Annotated in this window: 21 protein-coding genes, 1 tRNA gene and 3 rRNA genes; 6 read left to right on the top strand and 19 right to left on the bottom strand. The window is 44.8% G+C overall.

The features are described from left to right. The first annotated feature begins 244 nt into the window (after nucleotides 1-244). Both QNH28_RS00535 and QNH28_RS00530 read left to right on the top strand, forming a co-directional pair. Entirely contained in the window at nucleotides 245-730 is a 486-nt protein-coding gene (locus QNH28_RS00535; protein WP_283909731.1) for a GNAT family N-acetyltransferase, read from the top strand. Between the two features lie 127 nt (nucleotides 731-857). Further along, nucleotides 858-1,214: a c-type cytochrome gene (locus QNH28_RS00530; RefSeq protein WP_283909730.1), complete on the top strand. Its 357-nt coding sequence runs from the start codon at nucleotides 858-860 to the stop codon at nucleotides 1,212-1,214. Between the two features lie 83 nt (nucleotides 1,215-1,297). Here QNH28_RS00530 and QNH28_RS00525 read toward each other — a convergent pair whose 3' ends face one another. After that, a complete protein-coding gene (locus QNH28_RS00525) occupies nucleotides 1,298-1,585 on the bottom strand; it encodes a 4a-hydroxytetrahydrobiopterin dehydratase (RefSeq protein WP_042123209.1) in 288 nt (95 codons plus the stop codon). Between the two features lie 227 nt (nucleotides 1,586-1,812). Further along, entirely contained in the window at nucleotides 1,813-2,106 is a 294-nt protein-coding gene (locus tag QNH28_RS00520; protein ID WP_283911998.1) for a hypothetical protein, read from the bottom strand. Between the two features lie 206 nt (nucleotides 2,107-2,312). Between QNH28_RS00520 and motA the strand changes: the two genes are divergently transcribed. Both motA and motB read left to right on the top strand, forming a co-directional pair. Beyond that, on the top strand, nucleotides 2,313-3,116 hold the full coding sequence (motA, locus tag QNH28_RS00515; protein ID WP_283909729.1) for a flagellar motor stator protein MotA: 804 nt from the start codon (nucleotides 2,313-2,315) through the stop codon (nucleotides 3,114-3,116). Continuing rightward, entirely contained in the window at nucleotides 3,100-3,915 is an 816-nt protein-coding gene (gene motB / locus QNH28_RS00510; RefSeq protein ID WP_283909728.1) for a flagellar motor protein MotB, read from the top strand. The genes motA and motB overlap by 17 nt, the downstream gene beginning before the upstream one ends. Nucleotides 3,916-4,016: 101 nt before the next feature. Here the strand turns inward: motB and rluF are convergent, their stop codons facing one another. Then, nucleotides 4,017-4,718 carry a 23S rRNA pseudouridine(2604) synthase RluF gene (gene rluF, locus QNH28_RS00505; protein ID WP_283911997.1) on the bottom strand — a complete coding sequence of 234 codons (702 nt, stop codon included), beginning with the start codon at nucleotides 4,716-4,718 and terminating at the stop codon, nucleotides 4,017-4,019. After that, nucleotides 4,708-7,035, bottom strand: coding sequence for a sensor histidine kinase (locus QNH28_RS00500; RefSeq protein WP_283909727.1), 2,328 nt, complete (start codon nucleotides 7,033-7,035; stop codon nucleotides 4,708-4,710). Before QNH28_RS00500 ends, rluF begins: the two co-directional genes overlap by 11 nt. 388 nt (nucleotides 7,036-7,423) lie before the next feature. Here QNH28_RS00500 and tadA point away from each other — a divergent pair, with 388 nt between their 5' ends. Together tadA and QNH28_RS00490 are read left to right on the top strand one after the other, a co-directional pair. Further along, on the top strand, nucleotides 7,424-7,936 hold the full coding sequence (gene tadA / locus QNH28_RS00495; protein WP_283911996.1) for a tRNA adenosine(34) deaminase TadA: 513 nt from the start codon (nucleotides 7,424-7,426) through the stop codon (nucleotides 7,934-7,936). A 41-nt stretch (nucleotides 7,937-7,977) separates the two neighbouring features. Continuing rightward, nucleotides 7,978-8,547 carry a GNAT family N-acetyltransferase gene (locus QNH28_RS00490; RefSeq protein WP_283909726.1) on the top strand — a complete coding sequence of 190 codons (570 nt, stop codon included), beginning with the start codon at nucleotides 7,978-7,980 and terminating at the stop codon, nucleotides 8,545-8,547. 106 nt (nucleotides 8,548-8,653) lie between these two features. Here QNH28_RS00490 and QNH28_RS00485 read toward each other — a convergent pair whose 3' ends face one another. The 15 genes from QNH28_RS00485 to dusB all read right to left on the bottom strand — a co-directional run bounded on the left by QNH28_RS00485 (nucleotide 8,654) and on the right by dusB (nucleotide 25,827). Beyond that, a complete protein-coding gene (locus tag QNH28_RS00485; protein ID WP_283909725.1) occupies nucleotides 8,654-9,745 on the bottom strand; it encodes a hypothetical protein in 1,092 nt (363 codons plus the stop codon). 103 nt (nucleotides 9,746-9,848) lie between these two features. After that, nucleotides 9,849-10,001 (bottom strand): small acid-soluble spore protein P, encoded by a 153-nt coding sequence (locus tag QNH28_RS00480; protein WP_283909724.1) that lies wholly within the window; start codon nucleotides 9,999-10,001, stop codon nucleotides 9,849-9,851. Between the two features lie 12 nt (nucleotides 10,002-10,013). After that, the gene (locus tag QNH28_RS00475) at nucleotides 10,014-10,355 is read right to left on the bottom strand and encodes a hypothetical protein (RefSeq protein ID WP_283909723.1); all 342 of its coding nucleotides are present in this window, start codon (nucleotides 10,353-10,355) and stop codon (nucleotides 10,014-10,016) included. 173 nt (nucleotides 10,356-10,528) lie between these two features. Beyond that, nucleotides 10,529-10,617 (bottom strand) — tRNA-Ser (locus QNH28_RS00470). A 68-nt stretch (nucleotides 10,618-10,685) separates the two neighbouring features. Beyond that, complete coding sequence (serS, locus tag QNH28_RS00465) at nucleotides 10,686-11,972, bottom strand: serine--tRNA ligase (RefSeq protein WP_283909722.1); 1,287 nt, start codon at nucleotides 11,970-11,972, stop codon at nucleotides 10,686-10,688. Between the two features lie 73 nt (nucleotides 11,973-12,045). Next, nucleotides 12,046-12,642 (bottom strand): pyridoxal 5'-phosphate synthase glutaminase subunit PdxT, encoded by a 597-nt coding sequence (gene pdxT, locus QNH28_RS00460; protein ID WP_283909721.1) that lies wholly within the window; start codon nucleotides 12,640-12,642, stop codon nucleotides 12,046-12,048. A gap of 19 nt (nucleotides 12,643-12,661) precedes the next feature. Next, a complete protein-coding gene (gene pdxS, locus QNH28_RS00455; RefSeq protein ID WP_042123186.1) occupies nucleotides 12,662-13,543 on the bottom strand; it encodes a pyridoxal 5'-phosphate synthase lyase subunit PdxS in 882 nt (293 codons plus the stop codon). 111 nt (nucleotides 13,544-13,654) lie between these two features. Next, nucleotides 13,655-15,001: a D-alanyl-D-alanine carboxypeptidase family protein gene (locus QNH28_RS00450; protein WP_283911995.1), complete on the bottom strand. Its 1,347-nt coding sequence runs from the start codon at nucleotides 14,999-15,001 to the stop codon at nucleotides 13,655-13,657. A 161-nt stretch (nucleotides 15,002-15,162) separates the two neighbouring features. Next, entirely contained in the window at nucleotides 15,163-16,620 is a 1,458-nt protein-coding gene (gene guaB / locus QNH28_RS00445) for an IMP dehydrogenase (protein ID WP_283909720.1), read from the bottom strand. A 433-nt stretch (nucleotides 16,621-17,053) separates the two neighbouring features. Then, nucleotides 17,054-17,170 (bottom strand): 5S ribosomal RNA (gene rrf / locus QNH28_RS00440). Nucleotides 17,171-17,298: 128 nt separating this feature from the next. Continuing rightward, a 23S ribosomal RNA gene (locus QNH28_RS00435) occupies nucleotides 17,299-20,227 on the bottom strand. A 261-nt stretch (nucleotides 20,228-20,488) separates the two neighbouring features. Further along, nucleotides 20,489-22,046: ribosomal RNA gene (locus QNH28_RS00430) — 16S ribosomal RNA — on the bottom strand. The 16S, 23S and 5S rRNA genes sit together here, the layout of an rRNA operon. Before the next feature lie 406 nt (nucleotides 22,047-22,452). Next, nucleotides 22,453-23,973: a lysine--tRNA ligase gene (gene lysS, locus QNH28_RS00425; protein WP_283909719.1), complete on the bottom strand. Its 1,521-nt coding sequence runs from the start codon at nucleotides 23,971-23,973 to the stop codon at nucleotides 22,453-22,455. A 156-nt stretch (nucleotides 23,974-24,129) separates the two neighbouring features. Next, on the bottom strand, nucleotides 24,130-24,609 hold the full coding sequence (gene greA, locus QNH28_RS00420; RefSeq protein WP_042183910.1) for a transcription elongation factor GreA: 480 nt from the start codon (nucleotides 24,607-24,609) through the stop codon (nucleotides 24,130-24,132). A gap of 201 nt (nucleotides 24,610-24,810) precedes the next feature. Then, the gene (gene dusB, locus QNH28_RS00415) at nucleotides 24,811-25,827 is read right to left on the bottom strand and encodes a tRNA dihydrouridine synthase DusB (protein WP_283909718.1); all 1,017 of its coding nucleotides are present in this window, start codon (nucleotides 25,825-25,827) and stop codon (nucleotides 24,811-24,813) included. Between the last annotated feature and the right edge of the window lie 16 nt (nucleotides 25,828-25,843).

The raw sequence follows: 25,843 nt of genomic DNA, 5'->3' as shown, positions 1-25,843 counted from the left end.
GAGCTTGTTTTTTGTCTTATTTAATAATTACCCCTCTCAGAATTTGTAAAACAATAATTCTCATAAAGTTTCTGAGTTGACTATCCCTCTTTTTGTATATAATTAGCTACAAGCATAACCGCCTTCGGTGACCTTATATCGACAGTGAGCGTTTTAAGCGAAAAATCTAAGACATATAGTATGGTGTGAAACTACTTTTTTATATTTTGAGTTAACACCCCCGTGAAAGGAGGTCTTTGACCTTATGATAAATCCCTCTGTTACTTTTCATGTAGCGCCTATGGAGACCAGTCATGCGGAAGAGATTTGCAACTGGGATTACACTGCCCCCTATGATATTTATGGCTGGATGCCCTGGGAGCAAATGCAGGCTCTTGAAATTGAGTTCGGTGACCCTCAGCTACGGAATGAGCAATATGTCTCTATATTAAATGGGCAAGGCACTTTGTGCGGATTCGCGCAATTGTTTCCAATGGAAGGTGTTGTTCGTTTGGGAATTGGCATGCACCCCGATCTATGTGGCCAAGGTTTAGGAAAACTATTCGTAGATGCGATCGTGCAAGCCGCCTTGATTCGTTATCCTGAGCGTGAGATTGATCTAGAGGTATTGACCTGGAACCAGCGGGCGATCCGAACTTACCAAAAGTGTGGTTTTACGATTACAGATACGTATGAGCGCCTAACTCCCACAGGAAACAAACCTTTTTATTGCATGGTCTATGATAAATAATATTAAATTCCATATTTTTCAATGAGTTGATGGCATTATCGTTCATTTTTTTGTCACAAACCCTATGATAACGCTTCACCTTGAGCTATAATGTAGGGAGCAGCTTACATAGAAGGGACGAACTGGGATGCAGAAATGGATCATGAGCGGTTTGTTTTTTGCCGCCTGTGCCTTTGCGGTAGTACTTATGTTTACACTTCCAGGTAAAGAAGAGGTAGCTGAACAGAATAAGCCCACGATGCCGGAAGTTCAATTGGATGCGGCAAAAGCGGAAGCAACCGTGAAAGCCAGCTGTATCACCTGTCACGGCGATCAGCTTCAAGGTGGAGTTGGACCTAGCCTTCAAAATGAAGGTAGTCAGCATGATGCTGAAGGAATCTACAGCATCGTCACTAAAGGACGCGGTCAAATGCCTTCCTTTAAGGAGAAGTTGGCCCCCGAGGAGATTGCCAACGTCGCCCTCTGGCTCTCAGAGAAAAAATAATCTACCTAAGCAACTAAAAACGCCCGTGCCAGAAGATAGTTTACTATCTGTGCACGGGCGTTTATTTATGAGTTTGGGTGACACTAACGATTTTTCTCAAAGGCTTCATTAAATTCATGTGCCTCTCGAATATCTAGAGCTGTAATACCGTCTTCCTCATTTGATTTCAGTCGTAAAGTCACTGTCTTATAATCAATCGTAATATGTGGATGGTGATCAAAGGCTTCTGAAATGGTCGCTACTTCATCAACGAAAGCAATACCCTTCATATATTGGCTGAACATATATTTTCGCACCATGGTATTCTCTTCCAGCTTCCAACCTTCCAGCTTGCTGATCTGTTCACGCAGTTCTTCTTCCGTAAATAACAATTCGTTTCCTCCCTTACTAGAAATTGCAGTAAAATCCGCAGGTCCCTTTACTCGTCTTATTCGTTAAACAAAACATCCCTTAGCTTCTGAGGTCCAAGGGATGTGCCAGGATAAAGGCAATATTTTCGATTAAATGTATTCAAGAATCCCAGCGATTATAACTCGGCTATACCAATTTTAACACGGGCTACTAACTACGGGCAAATTACTCCTACCGCAACCTCTTCTTAAATCAAAATAACAGAGGCTAAATCCTCTTCTCCGACTAAAATATTAATGCGGTGCGTGTCTTTATCGTATATGATAACGCCGCTCCCCACCTCAATCATAGGTTCATTACCCAGCGCGAAGAAAAGATCCTCAGCCAGTGCCTCCCATACCTCCAGCTTGGATTCCTGCGGCAATTCTTGCCACTCTTCCGGATCCATTTCAAAAAATAAGTACCCATCGGAAATTCGTCCGACAGCCTCGGTCAAATCCGTTAAGATTTCACCGTAATCTCTACCATGCTTCACACCCACATGTATCACTCCGTTTTCTCCACAGATGAATAATTACTTACCTTATCCATTATAGCCGAAAAAATGACTTCACAAAAAACGGAATGATGTCGATAAATAAGAATATACGTTATTCGGTTTCGTACAGAGTGCCTTGCCGCTGTTTCAAGGATGATATACGCGGCTTTGTCGGAACACATCTTATAATCTCATGGACGAGGTGCATAATGGAAATTTCAACAATACTCGGTTTAATTTTTGGTCTAGTTGCAGTAATTTGGGGTATGATCCTCAAGCACGCTCCTCTTCACGCTTTAGCCACACCCGCCGCCTACGTTATTATCTTAGTAGGTACGGCAGCTTCCATCTTTATGGCCTTTCCGTTCTCGGAGGTCAAGAAGATTCCAAGTCTGTTTAAAATGATTTTTGTCAAAAAGAAATTAATCAGTAAACCCGAATTAATTACTATGTTCATGGAATGGGCGTCTATTACACGGCGTGAAGGTCTGCTGGCTCTCGAGTCTAAAGTCGATGAAATAGAAGATAACTTCCTCAGAAATGGCATGCGGATGATTATTGATGGAAATGATCAGGAATTTGTCCGTGATGTTCTCATGGAGGATATCCACGCCACAGAGGATAGACATAAAGCAGGCGCACTCATTTTCTCACAAGCAGGTATGTATGCTCCTACACTTGGCGTACTCGGGGCCGTTATCGGGCTTATCGCCGCGCTAGCTGATATGAGTGATATGAACAAATTGGCTGCAGCAATCGGGGCGGCCTTCATCGCAACACTACTCGGTATCTTTACAGGTTACGTATTATGGCATCCTATTGCCAATAAGCTGAAACGACTTTCCAAACGAGAAATTGAAGTTCGAATGATGATGGTCGAAGGTCTATTGTCCATACAATCCGGTGTATCCACTATTGCCATCAATCAGAAGCTTGCTGTCTTCCTAACACCTTCGGAACGAGCTAAGTTAAATGATGAGAAGGAGAGTGGATCGGGTGAGCAAAAAGACTAGACACGAAGAGCATGAAGAACACGCCGATGAATCGTGGCTACTACCTTATTCTGATCTCATGACCCTTCTGGTGGCCTTGTTCATCGTAATGTATTCTATGAGTGCAACGGATGCCAAAAAATTCGAAGAGATGAGTCAAGCCTTCAGTTCCGCCCTTAATGGGGGCACAGGTATTCTTGAAGAGCGGGCGGCAATGCCATCTAAGAGTCAAGAGGATCTAGGAAAAAATGATCAAATGGATAAATCAGTAACCAAGAAAAATGAAGAAGCAGAAATGGCTAAACTGCGGCAAAAGGAACAAGAGGATTTAGAGAAGCTCAAGAAGCAGTTTGATCAATATATTGGCAAAAACGGTCTTACTGATCTGCTCAGTACTAAGCTCAATCAGTCTCAGCTTATGATTACGATAAGCGATAACGCGTTGTTCGCTTCCGGACAGGCTGTAGTTAAAGATGAATCTCGGCAATTAGCAAAGTCCATCTCAACCATGCTGCAGCAATTCCCGGATTATGATGTAGTCGTGCAAGGACATACAGATAATATTCCTATCTCTAATAGCGACTATTCTTCCAACTGGGACCTCAGCGCCGATCGTGCCCTTCAGTTCATGAAGATCTTGCTAACAAATACAAATCTAAATCCAAGGAAATTTAGTGCAATTGGATACGGGGAATACCACCCCATTTCTGAAAATACTACAGCTGTTGGACGAAGTAAGAACCGCCGAGTTGAAGTGTCCATTATTCGTAAATATCAAGAAACCAAAGAGTTCTCAGGTATAGCTCCTACCGATGAATAATGGTTGTCCTATTACAAAGCATAAAGAGCTGTTCCAAGGTCTAAGACCGATGGAACAGCTCTTTTTTTGATAAATAGTATTCAAATCTAGGCTCTTCTAAGCTATAGAAGTTCGTAATTCAGTGTAGCTCCAAGTTCTTGCTTCTCTTCAGCAGACAACTCACGCCATTCTCCTGTTTGTAATGCCCCTAGACGAATATTCATAATCCGAATGCGTTGCAGCTTTCTAACCTCGTAGCCAAAAGCGCTACACATCCGGCGGATCTGCCGATTCTTACCCTCAGTCAAAATAATACGGAATACACGCTCTGTAATACGAGTGACCTCACAAGGTAGCGTCTTCTCACCCAATATCTTTACGCCGCTGGACATGCCGGTAATAAAGGATGGCGTAATCGGTCTGTCTACAGTAACTACATACTCTTTTTCATGCCGACCTTCGGCCCGTAAAATCTTGTTGACGATGTCCCCATCATTGGTAAGCAGAATCAATCCTTCTGAATCCTTATCGAGCCGACCAATCGGGAATATTCGCTCATGATGACCTACAAAATCGACAATATTGCCCTTAATATGCTGCTCTGTAGTTGAAGTGATACCCACTGGCTTGTTTAACGCAATGTAAACCGTCTGGCTTGATGTTTCAAGCGCTACACCGTCTATTCGCACATCATCACCCGGAACGGCCTGACTGCCAAGCACAGCAGGTTCTCCGTTGATCGTAACTCTACCACCTTCCACCAGCTTGTCTGCTTCACGGCGTGAACAGTAACCTGTCTCACTGATGAATTTATTAATTCTCACGTTGTCCTTCACTCCGTTCATCCTTAATATTAATCCAAGGGGTAACCGCACCCGCTGCAGGCAGCTTGATCATAACTGTTGTCCCTTGACCCACTTCACTTTGTATTTCCAAATGACCCTTATGAGCCTGAATAATACGTTGGCTAATCATTAGCCCTAGGCCTGTGCCCGACTCCTTATTGGTAAAGAAGGGTTCACCCAGCTTAGGCAACATATCCTTAGGAATTCCTTCGCCTTGATCTGAAATCAAAATAAAGACAGAATCCAAGGTATTTCTTAACTCCATTGAAATCACACCACCATCAGGCATAGCTTCAATTGCATTTTTGACAATGTTAATAAACACCTGCTTTAGCTGATTTACTTCACAATGTACGGTAGATGGATGTTCAGAGAACATGGCACTAAACTGAATCCCAAACAAATGAGCTTGGCTGTCTAATAGAGAAACCACATCCCCAAGGATGTCCCGCACATCTTTTTCCTGGAAATGAACAGCTTGAGGCTTGGCCAAAATCAAAAATTCACTTACGATCAGATTAATCCGTTCGAGCTCGGACAACATCAGTTCAATATGAAGTGGAACCAAAATCTGCTTCTCTTGTTGAAGCTGCAGAAATCCTTTTAGCGTCGTAAGAGGATTACGGATCTCATGGGCTACTCCCGCGGCTAATTGGCCTACAGTAGTCAGCTTCTCAGAGCGTCTAAGCAGTTCCTCCATTCGGTTACGCTCTGTCATATCACGTGAAACGTGAATAAAGGAATGAGGATACCCCTCTTCATCACGAATCACTGAGGTACTAACACTAACCTCAACTATTGTTCCATCACGTTTAAGTCTTACGGTTTCAATCGGTGGTAGAACCGCACCACTCTTTAACGCATTAAGCCGCTCTTCCTCCTGCTTAAGTGCTGGCGCAGGCACAAGGTAAGGCATATTGCCCAGCACCTCTTTAGCACTCCATCCATACAGTTCTTCGAAGGCTCTATTCGTACTAGTAATTCGCCCATCCATATCGATCGTATGAATCGCATCAGAGGTTCCGTTAATGACGGATTCCAAATGCTCCTTAACCGCTCGGTTCTCTTCCAGTGTCTGTTTGAGTCGATTGGTGCGCTGCATGAGGTGAGCCGTCATAGCATTGATTCGCAGTGCCAATTGCCCTAATTCATCCCGGCTTGTTACCTTAAGTGGAGGCTCGAATTTCCCTTTGGCTACATCGTTCACTTTGGCAAGTATCGCCTGAATGGGACGAGTAACAAATCCAGACAGTATGTAACTACATAACAAGAATAATGTAAGCAATAACAGTGACGTTGTCAGATTATTAATTAATTGTTCATGAACCACAGATGAAATCACGGAGTAATCCAAAACGACCCCAATCACGTAAGCTTTCAGTCCAGGAGATTGGATAGGGATGTAGCTTTTGAGCACTCTTTCTCCATGTACTTTCATCTCCAGTGTAACCGGCTTCTGCTTCTCTTGAGCTAATAGAATCGCCGCTCTATCCCGCTCCGGATTGCCATAAGTATAGGTGCCGTACTTAATGGGGCGGTTACCTAGCTTCTTATTCTGTGTGTCGCTTCCGTCAGCCTTCATGCTTGTAGAACCAAATGTTCCTGGGTTAAATCCTGTCAGTTCTAAAATCCCTGGATTAGCTTCTTTGGTTCTTGCTGCGATTTGGTCGGGATTAGTGATTTTGACGTAATCGCTGGCCTCAGTATTGAGAATAACAGGATTGATGATGTAGTTGCTCTCTTCATTACGATAATAACCCCACTTCTCAATGAAATCGGGATTGTAGGTTGAATATTCAAATGGGCCTGACCAAAAATGATCCAGAGCCTGTCCCCGACCCACGGATACCTCATGATTATCGAACAACTCCAAAAAGGCCAGATACCAGTAGCCCCAGTCCTTTGTGGACATCCCAATATCACTAGGTACCGAAGACCTTGCTACTACGACATCGTTATCAGTCTTTACCAGAATTGAAATATTAGACACGCCCACCTTGGTAGTTAGGGCCTTAAGTTCTTCGTTCGTCACATTCTTATAGTCTGGGTCCAGTTCCTCGGAGGCAAAGATAGCCGCCATCCTTAAATTATGCGCGATTTGATATTCTACATAGTTAGAGCTATAGTTACTTTGTTCTACAGAAACGGCCATTTGCATAGCGGTTAGTTGCATATTATTAATGCTTTCATTCCGTAGATTGTTTTGGGCGGCATAAAGGTTAAATGTCAGGTTCAGTGCTAAAATTAGCAACACCGCCCCAAAAATGATAGCAGATAGTTTTGTCTTTATGGACAAACTGTTTGTTCACCTCTTATCCACTGGTAAATCCTTGCGGGGCCTACAATAAACATCATACCTTTTGCCCTCACATTTGAAAAGACATTTCAATGAAGCATTCCAATTCAAGAAATATTGAAATTCAAAAGGACTTTCTCTACAATATACAAGTATAAACGCCTTCGGCGTCCTTGTTTAAGCGCGAAATATAAGGATTTAGTATAGCGTGAAACTTATAATTCTTTATATTTTAAGAAACCATCCACAGCTTATGCACATATGAACATTTTATTATAGAACGGTGTGTACAAAAATGTGTATAAGTAGGCGGTTATCCACAGAGTTATGCACATTTTGTTAAGAACGAATATTTGTTCGTTGTACAATGGATATAAAGAAAGGGAAGATGATTTTGAATATTAAAGCAGGTGAATCGCTAGATGATATGGAAGCGGTTCATGAACATTGGATGAGGCAGGCGATAGCAGAAGCCCTTAAAGCTGAAGCCTTAGGAGAAGTTCCTATTGGGGCTGTCATCGTACGTCACGGTGAAATTATAGGACGTGGATACAATTTAAGAGAAACAACAATGGATTCTACAGCTCATGCAGAAATGGTTGCTATTCGTGAAGCCAGCAAAATCATGAATTCCTGGCGACTGCTGGATTGCCAGCTGTATGTTACTTTAGAGCCTTGTCCAATGTGCGCAGGGGCGATTGTGCAATCAAGAGTACCTCTCACTGTGTACGGTACTCCTGATCCTAAGGCTGGATGTGCTGGTACCCTCATGAATTTGCTTGAAGAGCCTCGGTTTAATCATCGTACCGAAATCATTCAGGGAATTTTACAAGAAGAGTGTGCAGACCTACTGACCTCATTCTTTCGTCGTTTACGTCAAAAACCATCGAAACAAGCATAAACGCCTTCGGCGTCCTTATTTTATAAAAGGAGAATCCTGAAATGACCCTTACTTTATACCATACCTCACAAGGCATCTATATTTCTCCACTAGAGCTAAAGGATGCAGAGAACTTACTGGAGCTGCGTTTGTATAATCGGTTGGCACATGAACCATTTGAACCAAAACGCGATGAGCCATTCTACACTTTGGAGAGTCAACAACGGATCATCAATCAGCGTCTGGAGGATGCGCTGGAGGACAAAGCCTATATGTTCGGTGTCTATCTGCTTGATGGACAACTAATAGGCCAAATCACGCTATCTAATGTCTCAAGAGGTGTAGCTCAATATGCTGATTTAGGCTATTTAATGGATCATCGGATGCAAGGAAAAGGTTATATGACAGCAGCGGTCGGATTAATTCTAGGCTACGCTTTTCGAGCCTTAGGTCTTCATAGGGTTCAGGCAGCTATTCTATTTCATAATGAGGCTTCCCGGAGAGTGCTGGAGAAGAGCGGATTTAAACCTGAAGGTGTCGCCCGCCAGTATCTCAAAATAAACGGACAGTGGCAGGATCATCAAACCTACGCAATATTGGCCGAAGATTTGCTGCCGGATGATCTTAAATAGCTTTCAAATGACTACTTCAGGATTAGAAACTTATTCTTCTGATAAAAAAGACCCGCATGGGCGTATATCATACGCAGCATGCGGGTCTTTCTCTCATAACTTCTTATTAATAAGTCCCCACGCTACCGAATTGCTCCTCTAGTTGATCCATTGTAATTACATCATCGCCTTGAGGAATGCCAATTTTGAACTCAGGCTTCTCGTTAATCTTGTTATATTGACCCGTTCCGTTTACAGAGAAAGCTACGTTCGTGCCATCTTCCGGATCATTTACTTTAATATCCATCAATAAATCCTGATACACAGGGAATCCGTCCTTATTGATCGCTGTATTGTAGTGGAACTGATTAATCGTAAGATACTTATCAAGATCGGCCAAGCTCTTATCGAATTCGGTTCTAGTTTCACTTGATGTGATCTCTTCTTTAGCCTTAGCCAGATCAGCATCATTAATTTGCAGCATATCCTTGTATTCTTCCTTGCTCACAATATCAATGATTTTAGGCAGGGCATTATTCACAAAGATGGTGATTGCTTCTTTAACATTATCGTTTGTCACTTGGAACTGAACGACTTGCTTAGCCTCAACACCCTCTGGTAAATTTGCGTCCTTTGGACTAAGCTCATTAAAATACTTTCCTTCATCATATTCAGCTAGTACAGTGTCCAACACTTCATTAGAGAATTTTTGCATTTTCTGTGTATCAAGAGAGCTAGGATTAAACTCGGCACCCTCTTGCTCTGCCAACGCCTTCAGATCCACCTCTACAAACTTATTAACGATTGTCTCCGGAATCGGGAAGAACGGAATCGATGGAATCTTAACATACAACTTCTCAGTAGTCATCACCATAGGGACATTGAAGCTCATGCTCATATCGCCCTTGAGATTCAGAACCATAGTTAGCTCTGTCTGCATTGGATCAGCCTGATAAACCCCGTCGATGGTGATATCAGCATTCTTAAGCATGCTGAGTACCTGTGTGGTCATTGCAGCAGATTCAGCATCAGCGGTCTCGATAGTTAGATCATTAATCGAGAATTTACTCTTCATCTCATACGAAGACATCGTAGTCGCTTTTGTAGCGGCTGATTTTAAGGCCTCTTTTGGTGCCTCCTGTTTACTTCCACATCCCGGCAGAATTACTGCTGCTGTAAGCAACAGTGCCGCAGCCGATAAACCCCATTTTTTGTTCATTATTTTTCTCCTCTCCCATGTAAAAAAAATCTCCCCCCCTTAATGATAAACTATTTGTAAAAATCAAGAAACACTTCTTTATAATTCTTATTGTTTTTATTTGTTATCCTTGCGGATTATGATGGTCTACATGATTGGCTTGTTTCACCTTTTTAGAGCCAGAAAGCGGCTCTTGTCCTGAAGGATTATGATCCTTTCTGCGCTCACCTCCTGTGGGTTCTGCCCCAGGAACAGGTATACTTTTAGGCTTTGACATTGTTCATTCCTCCTAAGGATTAGTCATGCTCTGTAGAGCCTGGGCACATTCGTGAATTTGTCGTGAATACTGCTGTGCTAATAGCTGTACTGCATCACTATGCTCATCAATATGAATTCCACTCTGCTCCACATCAAGCAGATCAACAGCGACCTCTCTGCTATCTACATACCTGCAACGAAAATCAAGTGAGTACCCTTGACGTCCCGCTGCATTAAAATGAATAAGCAGACTATTCGGATCACCATCATCCGCTAGTACATTGAAACTGTCCCCATCCTCCATTAACGCAGGCAGGCGTTCTTGCCAGGCCGAGACAAGATTATGCTGATCTACTTCCAATTGTCTGTCCATAATTATGATCATCCTCCTTCTCTAATACATTGCGGAGAAATCAATCTTTTTATTCTCAATGGAACTAGGTTCATCAAACAATAATTAAAAATGTACTAGTTCAAGCACAACAAAAAACCGTCTCCAAAGGAGACGGTTTCTATCTGCTTATTTCTTAAATTTCATAAAGGAAATGGCGGAGAGGATGGGATTCGAACCCATGTGGGCTTGCACCCTAACGGTTTTCAAGACCGCCCCGTTATGACCGCTTCGGTACCTCTCCAAATGCATATAAATTTCACATGCATTAGTAATTGTACCATATGGTTCGAAGAAAAAGCAACTATTTTCTTAAATAGTTTTAGGTTGGATCGATTTTACATTGCGCATATACGGTTGTAGACATTCCGGAATCAGAACACTACCATCCTCTTGCTGATAATTCTCAAGAATTGCTGCAACAGTACGTCCAACAGCTAAAGCAGATCCGTTCAGCGTATGAACAAATTCAGGCTTGGATTTCGGATCTTTACGGAAACGAATATTTGCCCGACGCGCTTGGAAGTCCTCTGTATTTGAGCAAGAAGAGATTTCACGGTACATTCCACTCTCAGGCAGCCACACTTCCAAATCGTACGTCTTAGCCGATGTAAAGCCCATATCCGCAGTACATAGTCCAAGTACGCGATATGGCAATCCCAGAAGCTGCAGCACACGTTCAGCATCTGCTGTCATTTTTTCTAACTCCTCATAAGAGGATTCAGGTGTAGTAAGCTTCACCAGCTCTACCTTGTTGAATTGATGCTGACGAATCAAACCGCGAGTATCACGGCCAGCTGAACCCGCCTCAGAACGGAAACAAGAGCTGTATGCTACATGATACTTAGGTAGATCTGCTGCTGTCAAAATCTCTTCGCGATAGTAGTTGGTTACCGGTACTTCCGCTGTAGGAATCAAATAGTACTCGGTATCACGTAGCTTAAATAGATCTTCTTCAAACTTAGGAAGCTGTCCTGTTCCGTATAAGCTGTCTTTGTTGACAATGTAAGGTGGCAGCATTTCTTCGTAGTTATGCTCACCGCTGTGGAGATCCATCATAAAGTTAATAAGCGCCCGCTCTAAACGTGCTCCCAGTCCTTTATAGAAAACAAACCGAGATCCAGTAACCTTCGCTGCAGCTTCAAAATCAATGATATCGAGCTGCTGCGCAAGCTCCCAGTGTGATTTCGGAGTAAATCCGAACTCTTTGGGCTCTGACCAGCGACGCAATTCAACGTTATCATCCTCGGACTTACCTACTGGAACTGAATCATGAGGAATATTCGGAATACTCATGGTAAGTTCAGCAATCTGAACTTCCAGTTCACGTACTTCGTCATCAAGCTCTTTAATTCGGTCAGATACCGTACGCATTTCTGCAATTAGGTCATCTGCTGCCTCACCATTCTTTTTCTTCTTCGCTACTTCACCCGATACCGTATTGCGACGGTTCTTAAGACCTTCTGTTTCTTGCAGTAATTCACGTCTGCGTAGATCAAGTTGTGGAAAATCAGCAATCAAATCCAGTGATTTACCCCGTTTCTCTAAGGCTTGTTCAACTCGAGCATAATCACTGCGTAATACTTTTACGTCTAACACAAAGTTTCCCTCCTGAAAACAGCCTAAACTCTTTCAAATTGCTGCTTACAGCTTTGAAAGAGTCAGGATGTTCTTATATGCGATTCTGTTGTTGCACTTGCCTAGTAGCCTCTACCATATCAGCAAAATATTGATGTAGTCTGAAATCATCGGTCAATTCTGGATGAAAAGAAGACACCAGCAGGTTACCCTCCCGTGCAGTTACAATCTCATCATTATAGACTGTAAGCACATCAACTCGGGGGCCTACCTCGTTAATAAGCGGTGCACGTATAAATACAGCACGAACCGGCTCATCAATGCCCTTAACCTCCAGATCACATTCAAAGCTTTCCCGTTGACGACCGAATGCATTCCGAGCCACCGTAATATCCATTAGCTCCAAATGCCCTGGTTCGCCGCCGGCAATTCGTTTGGCCAGAACAATCATACCCGCGCATGTTCCAAAAATCGGCTTGCCCTGATTGGAGAAATCACGTATAGCTTCGATGAAACCGTATTTTCGCATCAGTTTACCGATCGTTGTACTCTCACCACCAGGAATAATTAGGCCATCAACCTCCTCAAGCTGCTCTACTCGCTTGATAGGTACGCCCTCTGCTCCGGTCTTCTCTATACTAACAATATGCTCCGTAACAGCGCCTTGAAGCGCCAGCACTCCTATTTTCATCCGGGCAACCTTCTCTCTATTAACGGCCACGCTCCGACATACGTTCAGCCGGGGTTAGAGTTGCAATATCAATCCCCTTCATTGGTGCGCCAAGGTTCTTGGATACTTCTGCAATCAGTTTGTAATCAGTATAGTGTGTAGTAGCTTCAACGATCGCACGGGCAAATTTCTCAGGGTTGTCCGATTTAAAAATACCCGAGCCTACGAACACACCATCCGCACCTAGATGCATCATCAGGGCAGCATCGGCAGGAGTTGCTACACCGCCAGCAGCAAAGTTAACAACCGGCAGCTTACCAAGCTCATGCACTTCAAGCAGTAGCTCGTAAGGAACTCCCAGGTTCTTAGCTTCATTATATAGCTCATCCTTAGACAAATTGGTTACTTTACGGATTTGACTGTTAATAAAGCGCATATGACGCACTGCTTCAACAATGTTGCCTGTTCCTGGCTCACCTTTGGTACGGATCATGGATGCACCTTCGTTAATACGTCTCAAGGCTTCTCCCAGGTCTTTGGCTCCACATACGAATGGAACAGTGAACTCACGTTTATTAATATGGAAGACTTCATCAGCAGGAGTAAGAACTTCACTCTCATCCAAATAGTCAACACCCAAGGATTCCAGAACCTTTGCTTCTACATAATGGCCAATACGAGCCTTAGCCATAACAGGGATACTTACCACTTTAATAACCTCTTCTACAATTGTAGGATCGGCCATCCGTGCTACACCGCCAGCTGCGCGAATGTCAGAAGGTACGCGTTCCAAAGCCATAACAGCTACAGCACCCGCAGCCTCAGCAATTTTTGCTTGTTCTGCATTCATGACGTCCATAATGACGCCGCCTTTTTGCATTTCTGCCATGCCTCTTTTAACTCGCGATGTTCCAGTTTCCATGTCCTAGCCCCCCGAATGATCTATCTTAATCTAACTTGTAATTTTACCCCAATGAAGGGAAATATACAATCCACTTACTCGGATTTAACGCAATTTTCGACGCGAAACTCATTAGAACAAGTTCTTGATCCCAGTAAACAAATCGCCGAAGAAATCTCCAATGGCTCTAAGGAATAAACTAAACCAACCGGCCTTCTCCGCTTCTTCAGCAGTAATCAGATTAACTGTTTTCTCCTGTGCTTCTGCCATGCCTTCAACCTTGTAGGAGTAAGTGACTTTACCTACTTTAGTAGATTGTTTTATAGGAGCAACTAAGGTTGCTGGATCATTTACTTCAACGGTTGTCTTAATTTCAGGAGAGGTTGTTCCTTTAGGGACGATAAAAGAAACAGCTTCATCCGTTACTACAGGCACCTCTTTATCTTTACCTTTAAGAACTGGTACGGTTTCATTGCCGGCTATCACTGCTTTAGGCGCTACAACCTGTTTAATTTCAAAATTATTAAATCCGAAATCAAGTACTTTCTTCGTCTCTGTAAAACGGTGTGGCTCTGTATTAGCCCCCATTACTACACTTATCAGACGCATGCCATCACGTACCGCTGTACCTGCAAAACAATATTTTGCTCTAGCGGTATGGCCTGTTTTCAAACCATCCAATCCCTCATACGCATAAGCCTTAAAATTCTGAATATTCTTGTTAGCTTCCAACATCCAGTTAAAGTTAATCATTGGAGCAGTATCGCGTTCACGGAACTTATAAGACTGCACCGTTGTAAATCTATTAAAATCAGGATGATCAGTAACGATATATTTGGCAAGAATAGCAGCATCCATCGCTGACATTACGTTTTCTTTCTTATCAGTTGAGCGGTACTTCTTAGGCATGTCAGCTTTGTCTAATCCAGTAGAATTAACAAAATAGGCAGTTTTCATCCCCATCTTCTGGGCAGTCTGATTCATTAGCTCTACGAATTCCAATTCTGATCCAGAAACTAGTTCTGCCAAAGCTACTGTAGCATCATTTGCAGATCCGACAGCCATTGCTATGTACAGCTCTTCAACCGTATGCTCGTCATTTTCCGCTAGAAAAATACGTGATCCAACCTGTTTAGACGCATTTTCCCCTACTATGACTTTTTGATCCCATGAAAGCTGTCCAGTCTTCACCGCTTCTGCTACAAGATACTCTGTCATCATCTTAGTCATACTTGCAGGAGGCAAAGCCTCATCTGCATTCATAGATAGAAGAATTTCACCTGTTGTTGGTTCTATTAGAACCGCTGATTTCAAATTTAGACCCAGTGATTCCACAGAAGGGATCTTTACTGCTTTCTGAGTTGTCTGAGTTGTAGTACCAGCTTGGATTGTCGTTGTCGTACCTTCCTCAGCGAATGCCGGAAGTGGAGTGGAAACTAACATATTTAAAAGTAGACCTACTGTGACTGTCTTAATCATAAATTGCTTACCGTTAAATTTCTGTTTGTGCTTCAATGATTACTACTCTCCTTTAAACCTCATATCAATAGCTTGTTCTATTCTAACACAGGGGTACACGCAAAAAAAGACAGACAGGACGAAATAGTCCTGTCTGTCCAAAAAATAGTCTTTCTAGTCCATTACACGGAATAGTTTGGCGCTTCTTTCGTGATTTGCACATCATGTGGATGGCTTTCGCGAAGTCCAGCACTTGTGATACGAATGAACGAAGTGTCATTCCGAAGCTCTTCGAGCGATTTGGTACCGCAGTAGCCCATACCCGAACGCAGTCCGCCAATCAATTGATGAACGGTATCCGAAAGAGGCCCTTTAAAAGCGATACGACCTTCAATTCCTTCAGGAACAAGCTTCTTATCATCATCTTGGAAATAACGATCTTTACTACCTTGTTTCATGGCACTCATACTGCCCATACCACGATATACTTTAAATTTACGGCCTTGATAAAGCTCTGATTCTCCTGGGCTTTCTTCAGTACCCGCAAACATACTTCCCATCATTACTGCATGAGCACCAGCGGCAATAGCCTTAGTAATTTCACCGGAGTACTTAATTCCACCGTCAGCGATAATAGGAACTCCGTACTCACGAGCAACTGTCGCACAATCATAAATGGCTGTAACCTGTGGTACACCAATACCAGCGATAACGCGTGTTGTACAGATAGAACCCGGTCCAATACCTACTTTAACTACAGAAGCTCCTGCTTCAATTAGTTCACGGGTTGCTTCGCCAGTAGCTACGTTACCAGCAACAATCGTAAGATCAGGATACAATTCACGAATTTGGCGAACAGCTTCAATAATATTAATATGGTGACCATGCGCAGAATCGACAACGATCAAATCCACACCTGATTTCACTAACTCTGCAGTACGTTCGAATGTATCTTTAGAGATACCAACAGCTGCTCCAACTAGTAAGCGACCTTGTGCATCTTTGGCTCCGTTAGGGAACTGAATGGCCTTCTCGATATCTTTAATCGTGATCAAGCCCTTAAGAACGTTATTCTCGTCCACCAGCGGCAATTTCTCAATTTTATGACGTTGTAAGATGCCTTCTGCTTCTTGAAGTGTCGTACCTACAGCAGCAGTCACGAGATTCTCATGTGTCATAACTTCTTTGATTGGAATATTAAAGTCATGAATAAAACGTAAATCTCTATTAGTTAGAATACCGACCAGTTTGTTGTCACTGTCTACAATCGGTACTCCGGAAATACGATATTTACCCATCAACAGTTCAGCATCGGATACCAGATGTTCTGCTGAAAGAGAGAATGGGTTAGTAATAACTCCGCTCTCGGAACGTTTTACACGATCCACTTCTTCCGCTTGCTGCTCTACAGGCATATTCTTGTGAATAATCCCGATACCACCCTCACGAGCAATAGCAATGGCCATAGCCGCTTCTGTGACTGTGTCCATACCTGCACTCATAAGCGGGATGTTCAACTTCACATTCTTACTTAGAACTGTAGTCAAATCTACTTCCTTCGGCAGTACCTCAGATTTACGCGGAACCAGCAGCACATCATCAAAAGTCAGACCTTCTTTACCAAACTTATCTTTCCACACCTGGGTCATTCCTCCTCGGTTGTTTTTAAATTATACCCGCCTACAAACTTTATAAAAGAAGAACCTTCGACTTTAAGTCCATTCACGACAGACAACTCTGTACATCTGGAAGTTGAACAAGTTCATATCTTCAATTTAGGTTTGAGATGCTTATCCAAAAATATATTATTGCCATCTTAGCAAAGGGCATTTGGACTGTCAAGAACATTACATCATCAGAGTAGGTATTCAAAAAACGACTGCCGCGTAAGCGAATTATTGGACTATTGTCCATGTACAGTGGACATTGGTTGGTGAAATTATACATTACAACATAACCATTACCTATGCTAAGATGCTTCACTCTAATGTAGTATCTCAAAATATAACCTAATGAATTCTTCAACAATACAACAAAAAGACCACTGTCGATTACTCAACAGTGGTCTTGTGTGCTTGGCAACGTCCTACTCTCCCAGGACCCTTCGGTCCAAGTACCATCGGCGCTGGAGGGCTTAACGGTCGTGTTCGGGATGGGTACGCGTGGAACCCCTCCGCTATCGCCACCAAACATGCGTCTGTGAAACAGACGCTGCCGCGTGAAATTTCGTTCATCACCAGAAGTGAGAATGAATTTCTAAGCGTGTTACAGGCTTGATGCCTGAAAACTGAATCCGAGTTGAATTTGCGTTTTAAGTATAGGATAAGCCCTCGACCGATTAGTATTGGTCAGCTCCATGCATTACTGCACTTCCACCTCCAACCTATCTACCTCGTCGTCTTCAAGGGGTCTTACTAATTGGGAAATCTCATCTTGAGGGGGGCTTCACGCTTAGATGCTTTCAGCGCTTATCCCGTCCGTACGTAGCTACCCAGCCATGCTTCTGGCGAAACAACTGGTGCACCAGCGGTACGTCCATCCCGGTCCTCTCGTACTAAGGACAGCTCCTCTCAAATTTCCTGCGCCCACGACAGATAGGGACCGAACTGTCTCACGACGTTCTGAACCCAGCTCGCGTACCGCTTTAATGGGCGAACAGCCCAACCCTTGGGACCTACTTCAGCCCCAGGATGCGATGAGCCGACATCGAGGTGCCAAACCTCCCCGTCGATGTGGACTCTTGGGGGAGATAAGCCTGTTATCCCCAGGGTAGCTTTTATCCGTTGAGCGATGGCCCTTCCATGCGGTACCACCGGATCACTAAGTCCGACTTTCGTCCCTGCTCGACTTGTAGGTCTCGCAGTCAAGCTCCCTTATGCCTTTGCACTCTTCGAATGATTTCCAACCATTCTGAGGGAACCTTGGAACGCCTCCGTTACTCTTTAGGAGGCGACCGCCCCAGTCAAACTGCCCGCCTGACACGGTCCCCGTACCCGATAAGGGTACTAGGTTAGAACCTAGATACGATCAGGGTGGTATCCCAACGGCGCCTCCACCGAAGCTTGCGCTCCGATTTCTACGGCTCCCACCTATCCTGTACAGATCGTACCCAAATTCAATATCAAGCTGCAGTAAAGCTCCATGGGGTCTTTCCGTCTTGTCGCGGGTAACCTGCATCTTCACAGGTATTAAAATTTCACCGGATCTCTCGTTGAGACAGCGCCCAAGTCGTTACGCCATTCGTGCGGGTCAGAATTTACCTGACAAGGAATTTCGCTACCTTAGGACCGTTATAGTTACGGCCGCCGTTTACTGGGGCTTCGGTTCATAGCTTCGGGTTACCCCTAACCACTCCCCTTAACCTTCCAGCACCGGGCAGGCGTCAGCCCGTATACTTCGCCTTGCGGCTTCGCACAGACCTGTGTTTTTGCTAAACAGTCGCTTGGGCCTTTTCACTGCGGCCCCCTCGTGCTATTCACACTACCGGGGCACCCCTTCTCCCGAAGTTACGGGGTCATTTTGCCGAGTTCCTTAACGAGAGTTCTTCCGCGCGCCTTAGAATTCTCTTCTCGCCTACCTGTGTCGGTTTGCGGTACGGGCACCTTCTCCTGGCTAGAGGCTTTTCTTGGCAGTGTGAGATCATGACCTTCGCTACTACAATTTTCGCTCCCCATCACAGCCCAGCCTTAATGATGTGCGGATTTGCCTACACATCAGCCTCACTGCTTAGACGGACATATCCATCAGTCCGCGTCACTACCCTCCTGCGTCACCCCATCGCTCATAGCGGATTACGGTGGTACAGTAATTTCAAACTGTTGTCCTTCGACTACGCCTTTCGGCCTCGCCTTAGGTCCCGACTTACCCTGAGCGGACGAGCCTTCCTCAGGAAACCTTGGGCTTTCGGCGGATCAGATTCTCACTGATCTTTTCGTTACTCATACCGGCATTCTCACTTGTATGCTGTCCAGCGCTCCTTACGGTACACCTTCAACCCACATACAACGCTCCCCTACCCCAGATACATACGTATCTAGCCATAGCTTCGGTGGTGTGTTTAGCCCCGTTACATTTTCGGCGCAGAGTCACTCGACCAGTGAGCTATTACGCACTCTTTCAATGGTGGCTGCTTCTAAGCCAACATCCTGGTTGTCTGTGCAACTCCACATCCTTTCCCACTTAACACACACTTGGGGACCTTAGCTGATGGTCTGGGCTGTTTCCCTTTTGACAATGGATCTTAGCACTCACTGTCTGACTCCCGGCAATAAGTATATGGCATTCGGAGTTTGACTGAGCTTGGTAATCCTTGCGGACCCCGCACCCAATCAGTGCTCTACCTCCACTACTCTTATACCGAGGCTAGCCCTAAAGCTATTTCGGGGAGAACCAGCTATCTCCGAGTTCGATTGGAATTTCTCCGCTACCCCCACCTCATCCCCGCACTTTTCAACGTACGTGGGTTCGGGCCTCCAGTGCGTGTTACCGCACCTTCACCCTGGACAGGGGTAGATCACACGGTTTCGGGTCTACGTCCACATACTCATTCGCCCTATTCAGACTCGCTTTCGCTGCGGCTCCACCTTCTCGGCTTAACCTTGCATGTTAAACGTAACTCGCCGGTTCATTCTACAAAAGGCACGCCATCACCCATAAATAGGGCTCTGACTTTTTGTAAGCACACGGTTTCAGGTTCTATTTCACTCCCCTTCCGGGGTGCTTTTCACCTTTCCCTCACGGTACTGTTTCACTATCGGTCGCCAGGTAGTATTTAGCCTTAGCAGATGGTCCTGCTGGATTCATACGGGGTTTCACGTGCCCCGCACTACTCGGGATCCGTCTCGGAGAGAACACAGTTTAGGCTACAGGGCTTTTACCTCTATCGCGGGCCTTTCCAGACCTCTTCGCCTACCATATTCCTTTGTAACTCCATGTGAGACGTCCCACAACCCCTAAGAGCAAGCTCTTAGGTTTAGGCTGTTCCGCGTTCGCTCGCCGCTACTGACGGAATCACTATTGTTTTCTCTTCCTCAGGGTACTTAGATGTTTCAGTTCCCCTGGTCTGCCTCTACATTTCCTATGTATTCAGAAATGAGTAACTGCGAATTACCACAGCTGGGTTTCCCCATTCGGACACCCCCGGATCAAAGCTTGCTTACAGCTCCCCGAGGCAGTTTCGTTGTTCGCCACGTCCTTCGTCGGCTCCTGGCGCCTAGGCATCCTCCGTGTGCTCTTATTAGCTTAACCTTTGCTCCGATGTTTCGCTTGTTCGCACAATCGATAATCTTCGCTTCCAGCTAATAACTAACGTACTTGTTTACACAAGTTATAGCTAAAAGATGTTCTAAAACGCAAATTCGTTTCGGTATCCAGTTTTCAAGGATCAAGTCTTACTGAGAGCTTAAACTCTCAAAACTGAGCAACGAGTGAGTAACAGGCCTAAACCTGAGATTTGGAAGTTTAACTTCCGATTTGAATGTCTCCATTGCAGGAAACGATTCTCCATAGAAAGGAGGTGATCCAGCCGCACCTTCCGATACGGCTACCTTGTTACGACTTCACCCCAATCATCTACCCCACCTTCGGCGGCTGGCTCCCTTGCGGGTTACCCCACCGACTTCGGGTGTTGTAAACTCTCGTGGTGTGACGGGCGGTGTGTACAAGACCCGGGAACGTATTCACCGCGGCATGCTGATCCGCGATTACTAGCAATTCCGACTTCATGCAGGCGAGTTGCAGCCTGCAATCCGAACTGAGACCGGCTTTGATGGGATTGGCTTCACCTCGCGGCTTCGCTTCCCGTTGTACCGGCCATTGTAGTACGTGTGTAGCCCAGGTCATAAGGGGCATGATGATTTGACGTCATCCCCACCTTCCTCCGGTTTGTCACCGGCAGTCACTCTAGAGTGCCCAACATGACTTGCTGGCAACTAAAGTTAAGGGTTGCGCTCGTTGCGGGACTTAACCCAACATCTCACGACACGAGCTGACGACAACCATGCACCACCTGTCTCCTCTGTCCCGAAGGCCGCTGCTATCTCTAGCAGATTCAGAGGGATGTCAAGACCTGGTAAGGTTCTTCGCGTTGCTTCGAATTAAACCACATACTCCACTGCTTGTGCGGGTCCCCGTCAATTCCTTTGAGTTTCAGTCTTGCGACCGTACTCCCCAGGCGGAGTGCTTACTGTGTTAACTTCGGCACCAAGGGTATCGAAACCCCTAACACCTAGCACTCATCGTTTACGGCGTGGACTACCAGGGTATCTAATCCTGTTTGCTCCCCACGCTTTCGCGCCTCAGCGTCAGTTACAGCCCAGAAAGTCGCCTTCGCCACTGGTGTTCCTCCACATATCTACGCATTTCACCGCTACACGTGGAATTCCACTTTCCTCTTCTGTACTCAAGTCACCCAGTTTCCAGTGCGACCTTAGGTTGAGCCCAAGGTTTAAACACCAGACTTAAATGACCGCCTGCGCGCGCTTTACGCCCAATAATTCCGGACAACGCTTGCCCCCTACGTATTACCGCGGCTGCTGGCACGTAGTTAGCCGGGGCTTTCTTCTCAGGTACCGTCACTCCGATAGCAGTTACTCTACCGGACGTTCTTCCCTGGCAACAGAGCTTTACGATCCGAAAACCTTCATCACTCACGCGGCGTTGCTCCGTCAGACTTTCGTCCATTGCGGAAGATTCCCTACTGCTGCCTCCCGTAGGAGTCTGGGCCGTGTCTCAGTCCCAGTGTGGCCGTTCACCCTCTCAGGTCGGCTACGCATCGTCGCCTTGGTGGGCCGTTACCCCACCAACTAGCTAATGCGCCGCAGGCCCATCCCTCAGTGACAGATTGCTCCGTCTTTCATTCTTCCTTCAGGAGAAAAAAGAAATTATCCGGTATTAGCTACCGTTTCCGGTAGTTATCCCAGTCTAAGGGGCAGGTTGCCTACGTGTTACTCACCCGTCCGCCGCTAAGTTGTTTTGAAAGCAAGCTTTCAAAACAACTCCGCTCGACTTGCATGTATTAGGCACGCCGCCAGCGTTCGTCCTGAGCCAGGATCAAACTCTCCAATTAGTATTGAAAAGAGCGATATGCTCATTTTGAAACATCTGACGAGAAAATTAATTCTCTATTTTGGATTTCACTTACGTGATTTCCTACTCACTCGTTGTTCAGTTTTCAAAGATCAAGTTCTCGTTGGCGCCGTTTAATGTCTCAGCAGCAACTCTTATACTATATCATGTTCGGCCGTTTAATGTCAAGCTCTTTTTTTTAATTCTTTTTCGAGCTCGGCATGTGTGTTTCTCGGCCAGAAATAGAATATATCATGTATAGAGATTCATTGCAACACTTTTTTTCAAATAAATTAGTATTAAGCTTTATATCCTCAAAACAACACTAGATCCGTTGCCTTCTGATCAACAGTAGCCAAGGAGAACCGCCGCTAGACAGTCCCCCTGTGCTCATTGTTGTATAAATACTATTCGTTTGAACGGTTACGCATATGCGGGAACAGCAGTACATCACGAATAGATGCAGAATTGGTGAGTAACATGATCAAACGGTCAACACCGATTCCCAGTCCACCCGTAGGAGGCATACCATATTCCAAAGCACGGATGAAATCATCGTCCATCTCATGAGCTTCGTCATTGCCTTGCTCTTTCTCCTGGATTTGCGCTTCAAAGCGTTGACGCTGGTCGATCGGATCATTCAATTCACTAAATGCATTTGCATGCTCACGACCTACAATAAACAATTCAAAACGATCCGTGAAGCGTGGATCCTCATCATTTTTCTTAGCAAGTGGTGAGATTTCAACCGGATGTCCCATTACAAAGGTAGGCTGAATCAAAGTTTCCTCTACAAATTGCTCAAAGAAAGCATTAAGGATATGACCGAAAGACATGTGCTTCTCTACAGGTACACGGTGCTCTTTAGCCAAAGCCTGTGCTTCCTCATCTGTCATATGAACACTGAAATCAACACCGGTTACTTCTTTAACGGCATCAACCATAGTTACACGACGCCATCCTGGGGACAGATCTACTGGCTTGCCTTGATAGTCCACCTGCTGAGTTCCTAATACCTCTTGGGCAATATGAGCGATCATATTCTCGGTAAGGTTCATGATGTCCTTGTAATCAGCATAAGCTTCATACAGCTCAATCATAGTAAACTCAGGATTGTGACGAGTCGAGATCCCTTCGTTACGGTAGACACGACCGATTTCGTATACTTTTTCCAGTCCACCAACAATAAGACGTTTCAAATGAAGCTCAATAGCAATACGCATATACAGCTGCATTTCAAGCGTGTTGTGGTAAGTGATGAACGGACGCGCAGCAGCTCCACCGGCAATCGCATGAAGTGTAGGTGTTTCAACTTCAAGATAGCCAAGTGAATCCAAATAACGACGCATCGATTGAATGATTCTTGAACGAGCAATAAACGTCTGTTGAACTTCTGGATTAATAATCAAATCAACATAGCGCTGACGATAACGCAGCTCTACATCTTTAAGACCATGATATTTCTCAGGAAGTGGCAACAAAGACTTGGACAAGACTTCGAGATTATGCACTTTGATGGAGGTCTCGCCTGTTTTGGTTTTGAATACCGTTCCGCGAACGCCGATGATATCTCCTAGATCGAGAACATTGAACGCAGTGTATTGCGTTTCAGGAATGCTGTCTTGACGAACATAAAGCTGAATTCTTCCACTGAGGTCTTGGATATGCGCAAAACTAGCTTTACCCATAACACGTTTTGCCATAATACGACCCGCTATGCTGACTTCAACAGATAGCTCGTCCAATTCTTCTTTAGAAAGTCCATCATACTTTGATACTAGGTCGCCAGCGTTAGCTGTACGCTCATACTTTTTGCCGAAAGGATCGATACCAAGTCCTCTTAGCTCGTCCAATTTGGCACGGCGGATTTGCAAAAGCTCACTAAGTTCGTTCTCTGCATTCTCCACATTATTCATTTCCTCGGTCATGCTATTCATCCCCTTGCAGATATAAATCCCTTATATTTTGAAAAAAAGCTTCCCTAAGGAAGCTTTCCCAAACAATGTTCCCTTATCTGCCTGCATACAACAAAACTACTTATACATTCGGCAGCACATCTATTTACAGATTATAAGATCTGTACACTACTTCATTCTGATATCGAGAATTTTATATTGAATAACGCCTGCAGGTGTATTAACATCAACAATCGTGCCTATTTTCTTCCCGATGATGGCTTTGCCTACTGGACTTTCGTTGGAGATCTTATTATTCAGTGGATCGGACTCTGCTGTGCCTACGATCGTATACTCCATAGTGTCGCCATACTCCAAATCTTCAACACTTACAGTAACACCGATACTTACCACGTCAGTAACGATCTCATCGCTATTAATGATGCGCGCATTGCGAAGCATCTTCTCCAAGGTGATAACGCGTCCTTCGATAAAAGCTTGCTCATTCTTCGCGTCTTCATACTCCGAGTTCTCACTGATATCTCCGTAGCCAATTGCTACCTTAATCCGTTCAGCAACCTCGCGGCGTTTCACAGATTTGAGGAATTCCAGTTCATCTTCCAGACGTTTTAGCCCGTCCGGCGTAAGGATGACTTCTTTATCGCTCATCTCAACCGATTCTCCTGTCGTATACATTTATTGAAAACACCATACTATATGCTAATCTAGGAGGATAAGAACCCTCCCTGCTGCATTGCTCTTACTGTAACGGCGATTTTATACTGTGAAATTATATTGGAACCGCTACAAAATGTCAATGACACCACATATAAAGTGGGATGTGTTCAAAAAGCGTTAGGAAAATAACGTTTATACTGCGGAAGAAGACAATACACTACCCTTATTCTCTTCTTCATGCTGTAGTTGAACGACAAAATCATTCAAAATCTTCACCATTCCATCACGTTTTGTCTCTAACATGAGCACATCCTTCACTCGTGCAGCAGACTTCAGGCCTTTTAAATACCAAGCCATATGCTTACGCATGTCACGAACGGCAACAGCTTCTCCCTTGAGAGCAACCAGTCGATCCATATGAAGAATGGCAACCTTAATTTTCTCTTCTAACCCTGGCTCAGGCATCAGTTCCCCGGTGCTTAAATACTGAATTGTACGATACAGCATCCATGGGTTACCTAGCGCACCACGCCCGATCATGACCCCATCACAACCGGTCTGATCAAGCATCGCCCGAGCATCTTCAGGTGTATTGACATCACCATTGCCGATAACCGGAATGGAGACCGCTTCTTTTGCCATCTTGATATAATTCCAATCCGCGCGCCCCGTGTAGAGTTGCTCCCGTGTTCGTCCGTGTACACTGACAGCCTTGCCGCCCGCACGTTCTACTGCACGCGCATTATCTTCGACAAAAATATGTTCACTATCCCAACCAATCCGCATCTTCACAGTTACGGGTTTATCGACAACATCGACAACCGCGGATACCATTTCATAGATTTTGTCGGGATTCAAAAGCCAGCGGGCTCCCGCATCACATTTTGTTACTTTAGGCACCGGGCAGCCCATATTGATATCGATAATATCAGCATTGGTTTCTTTATCAACTACTTTTGCCGCTTGCACCAGTGACTCTCTATCTCCACCAAAAATCTGCAAGCTAAGCGGTTTTTCCCGTTCATCGACGAACAACATTTCGCGAGTACGAGTGTTTCCGTGAATAATAGCTTTGTCACTCACCATTTCCGCACAGACTAAACCTGTACCAAACTCTTTAGCGATTAGACGAAAGGCCGGATTGCACACGCCAGCCATAGGTGCCAGAACGACTTGATTCTTCATCTCAATGTCGCCAATCTTCAGCATTCGTATCACTTCCTTT

The organism is Paenibacillus sp. G2S3 (assembly GCF_030123105.1).
Classification (GTDB): Bacteria; Bacillota; Bacilli; order Paenibacillales; family Paenibacillaceae; genus Paenibacillus_AQ.
The sequence above is the reverse complement of the archived record's forward strand: the minus strand, read 5'-3'. Positions and strand labels throughout refer to the sequence as shown.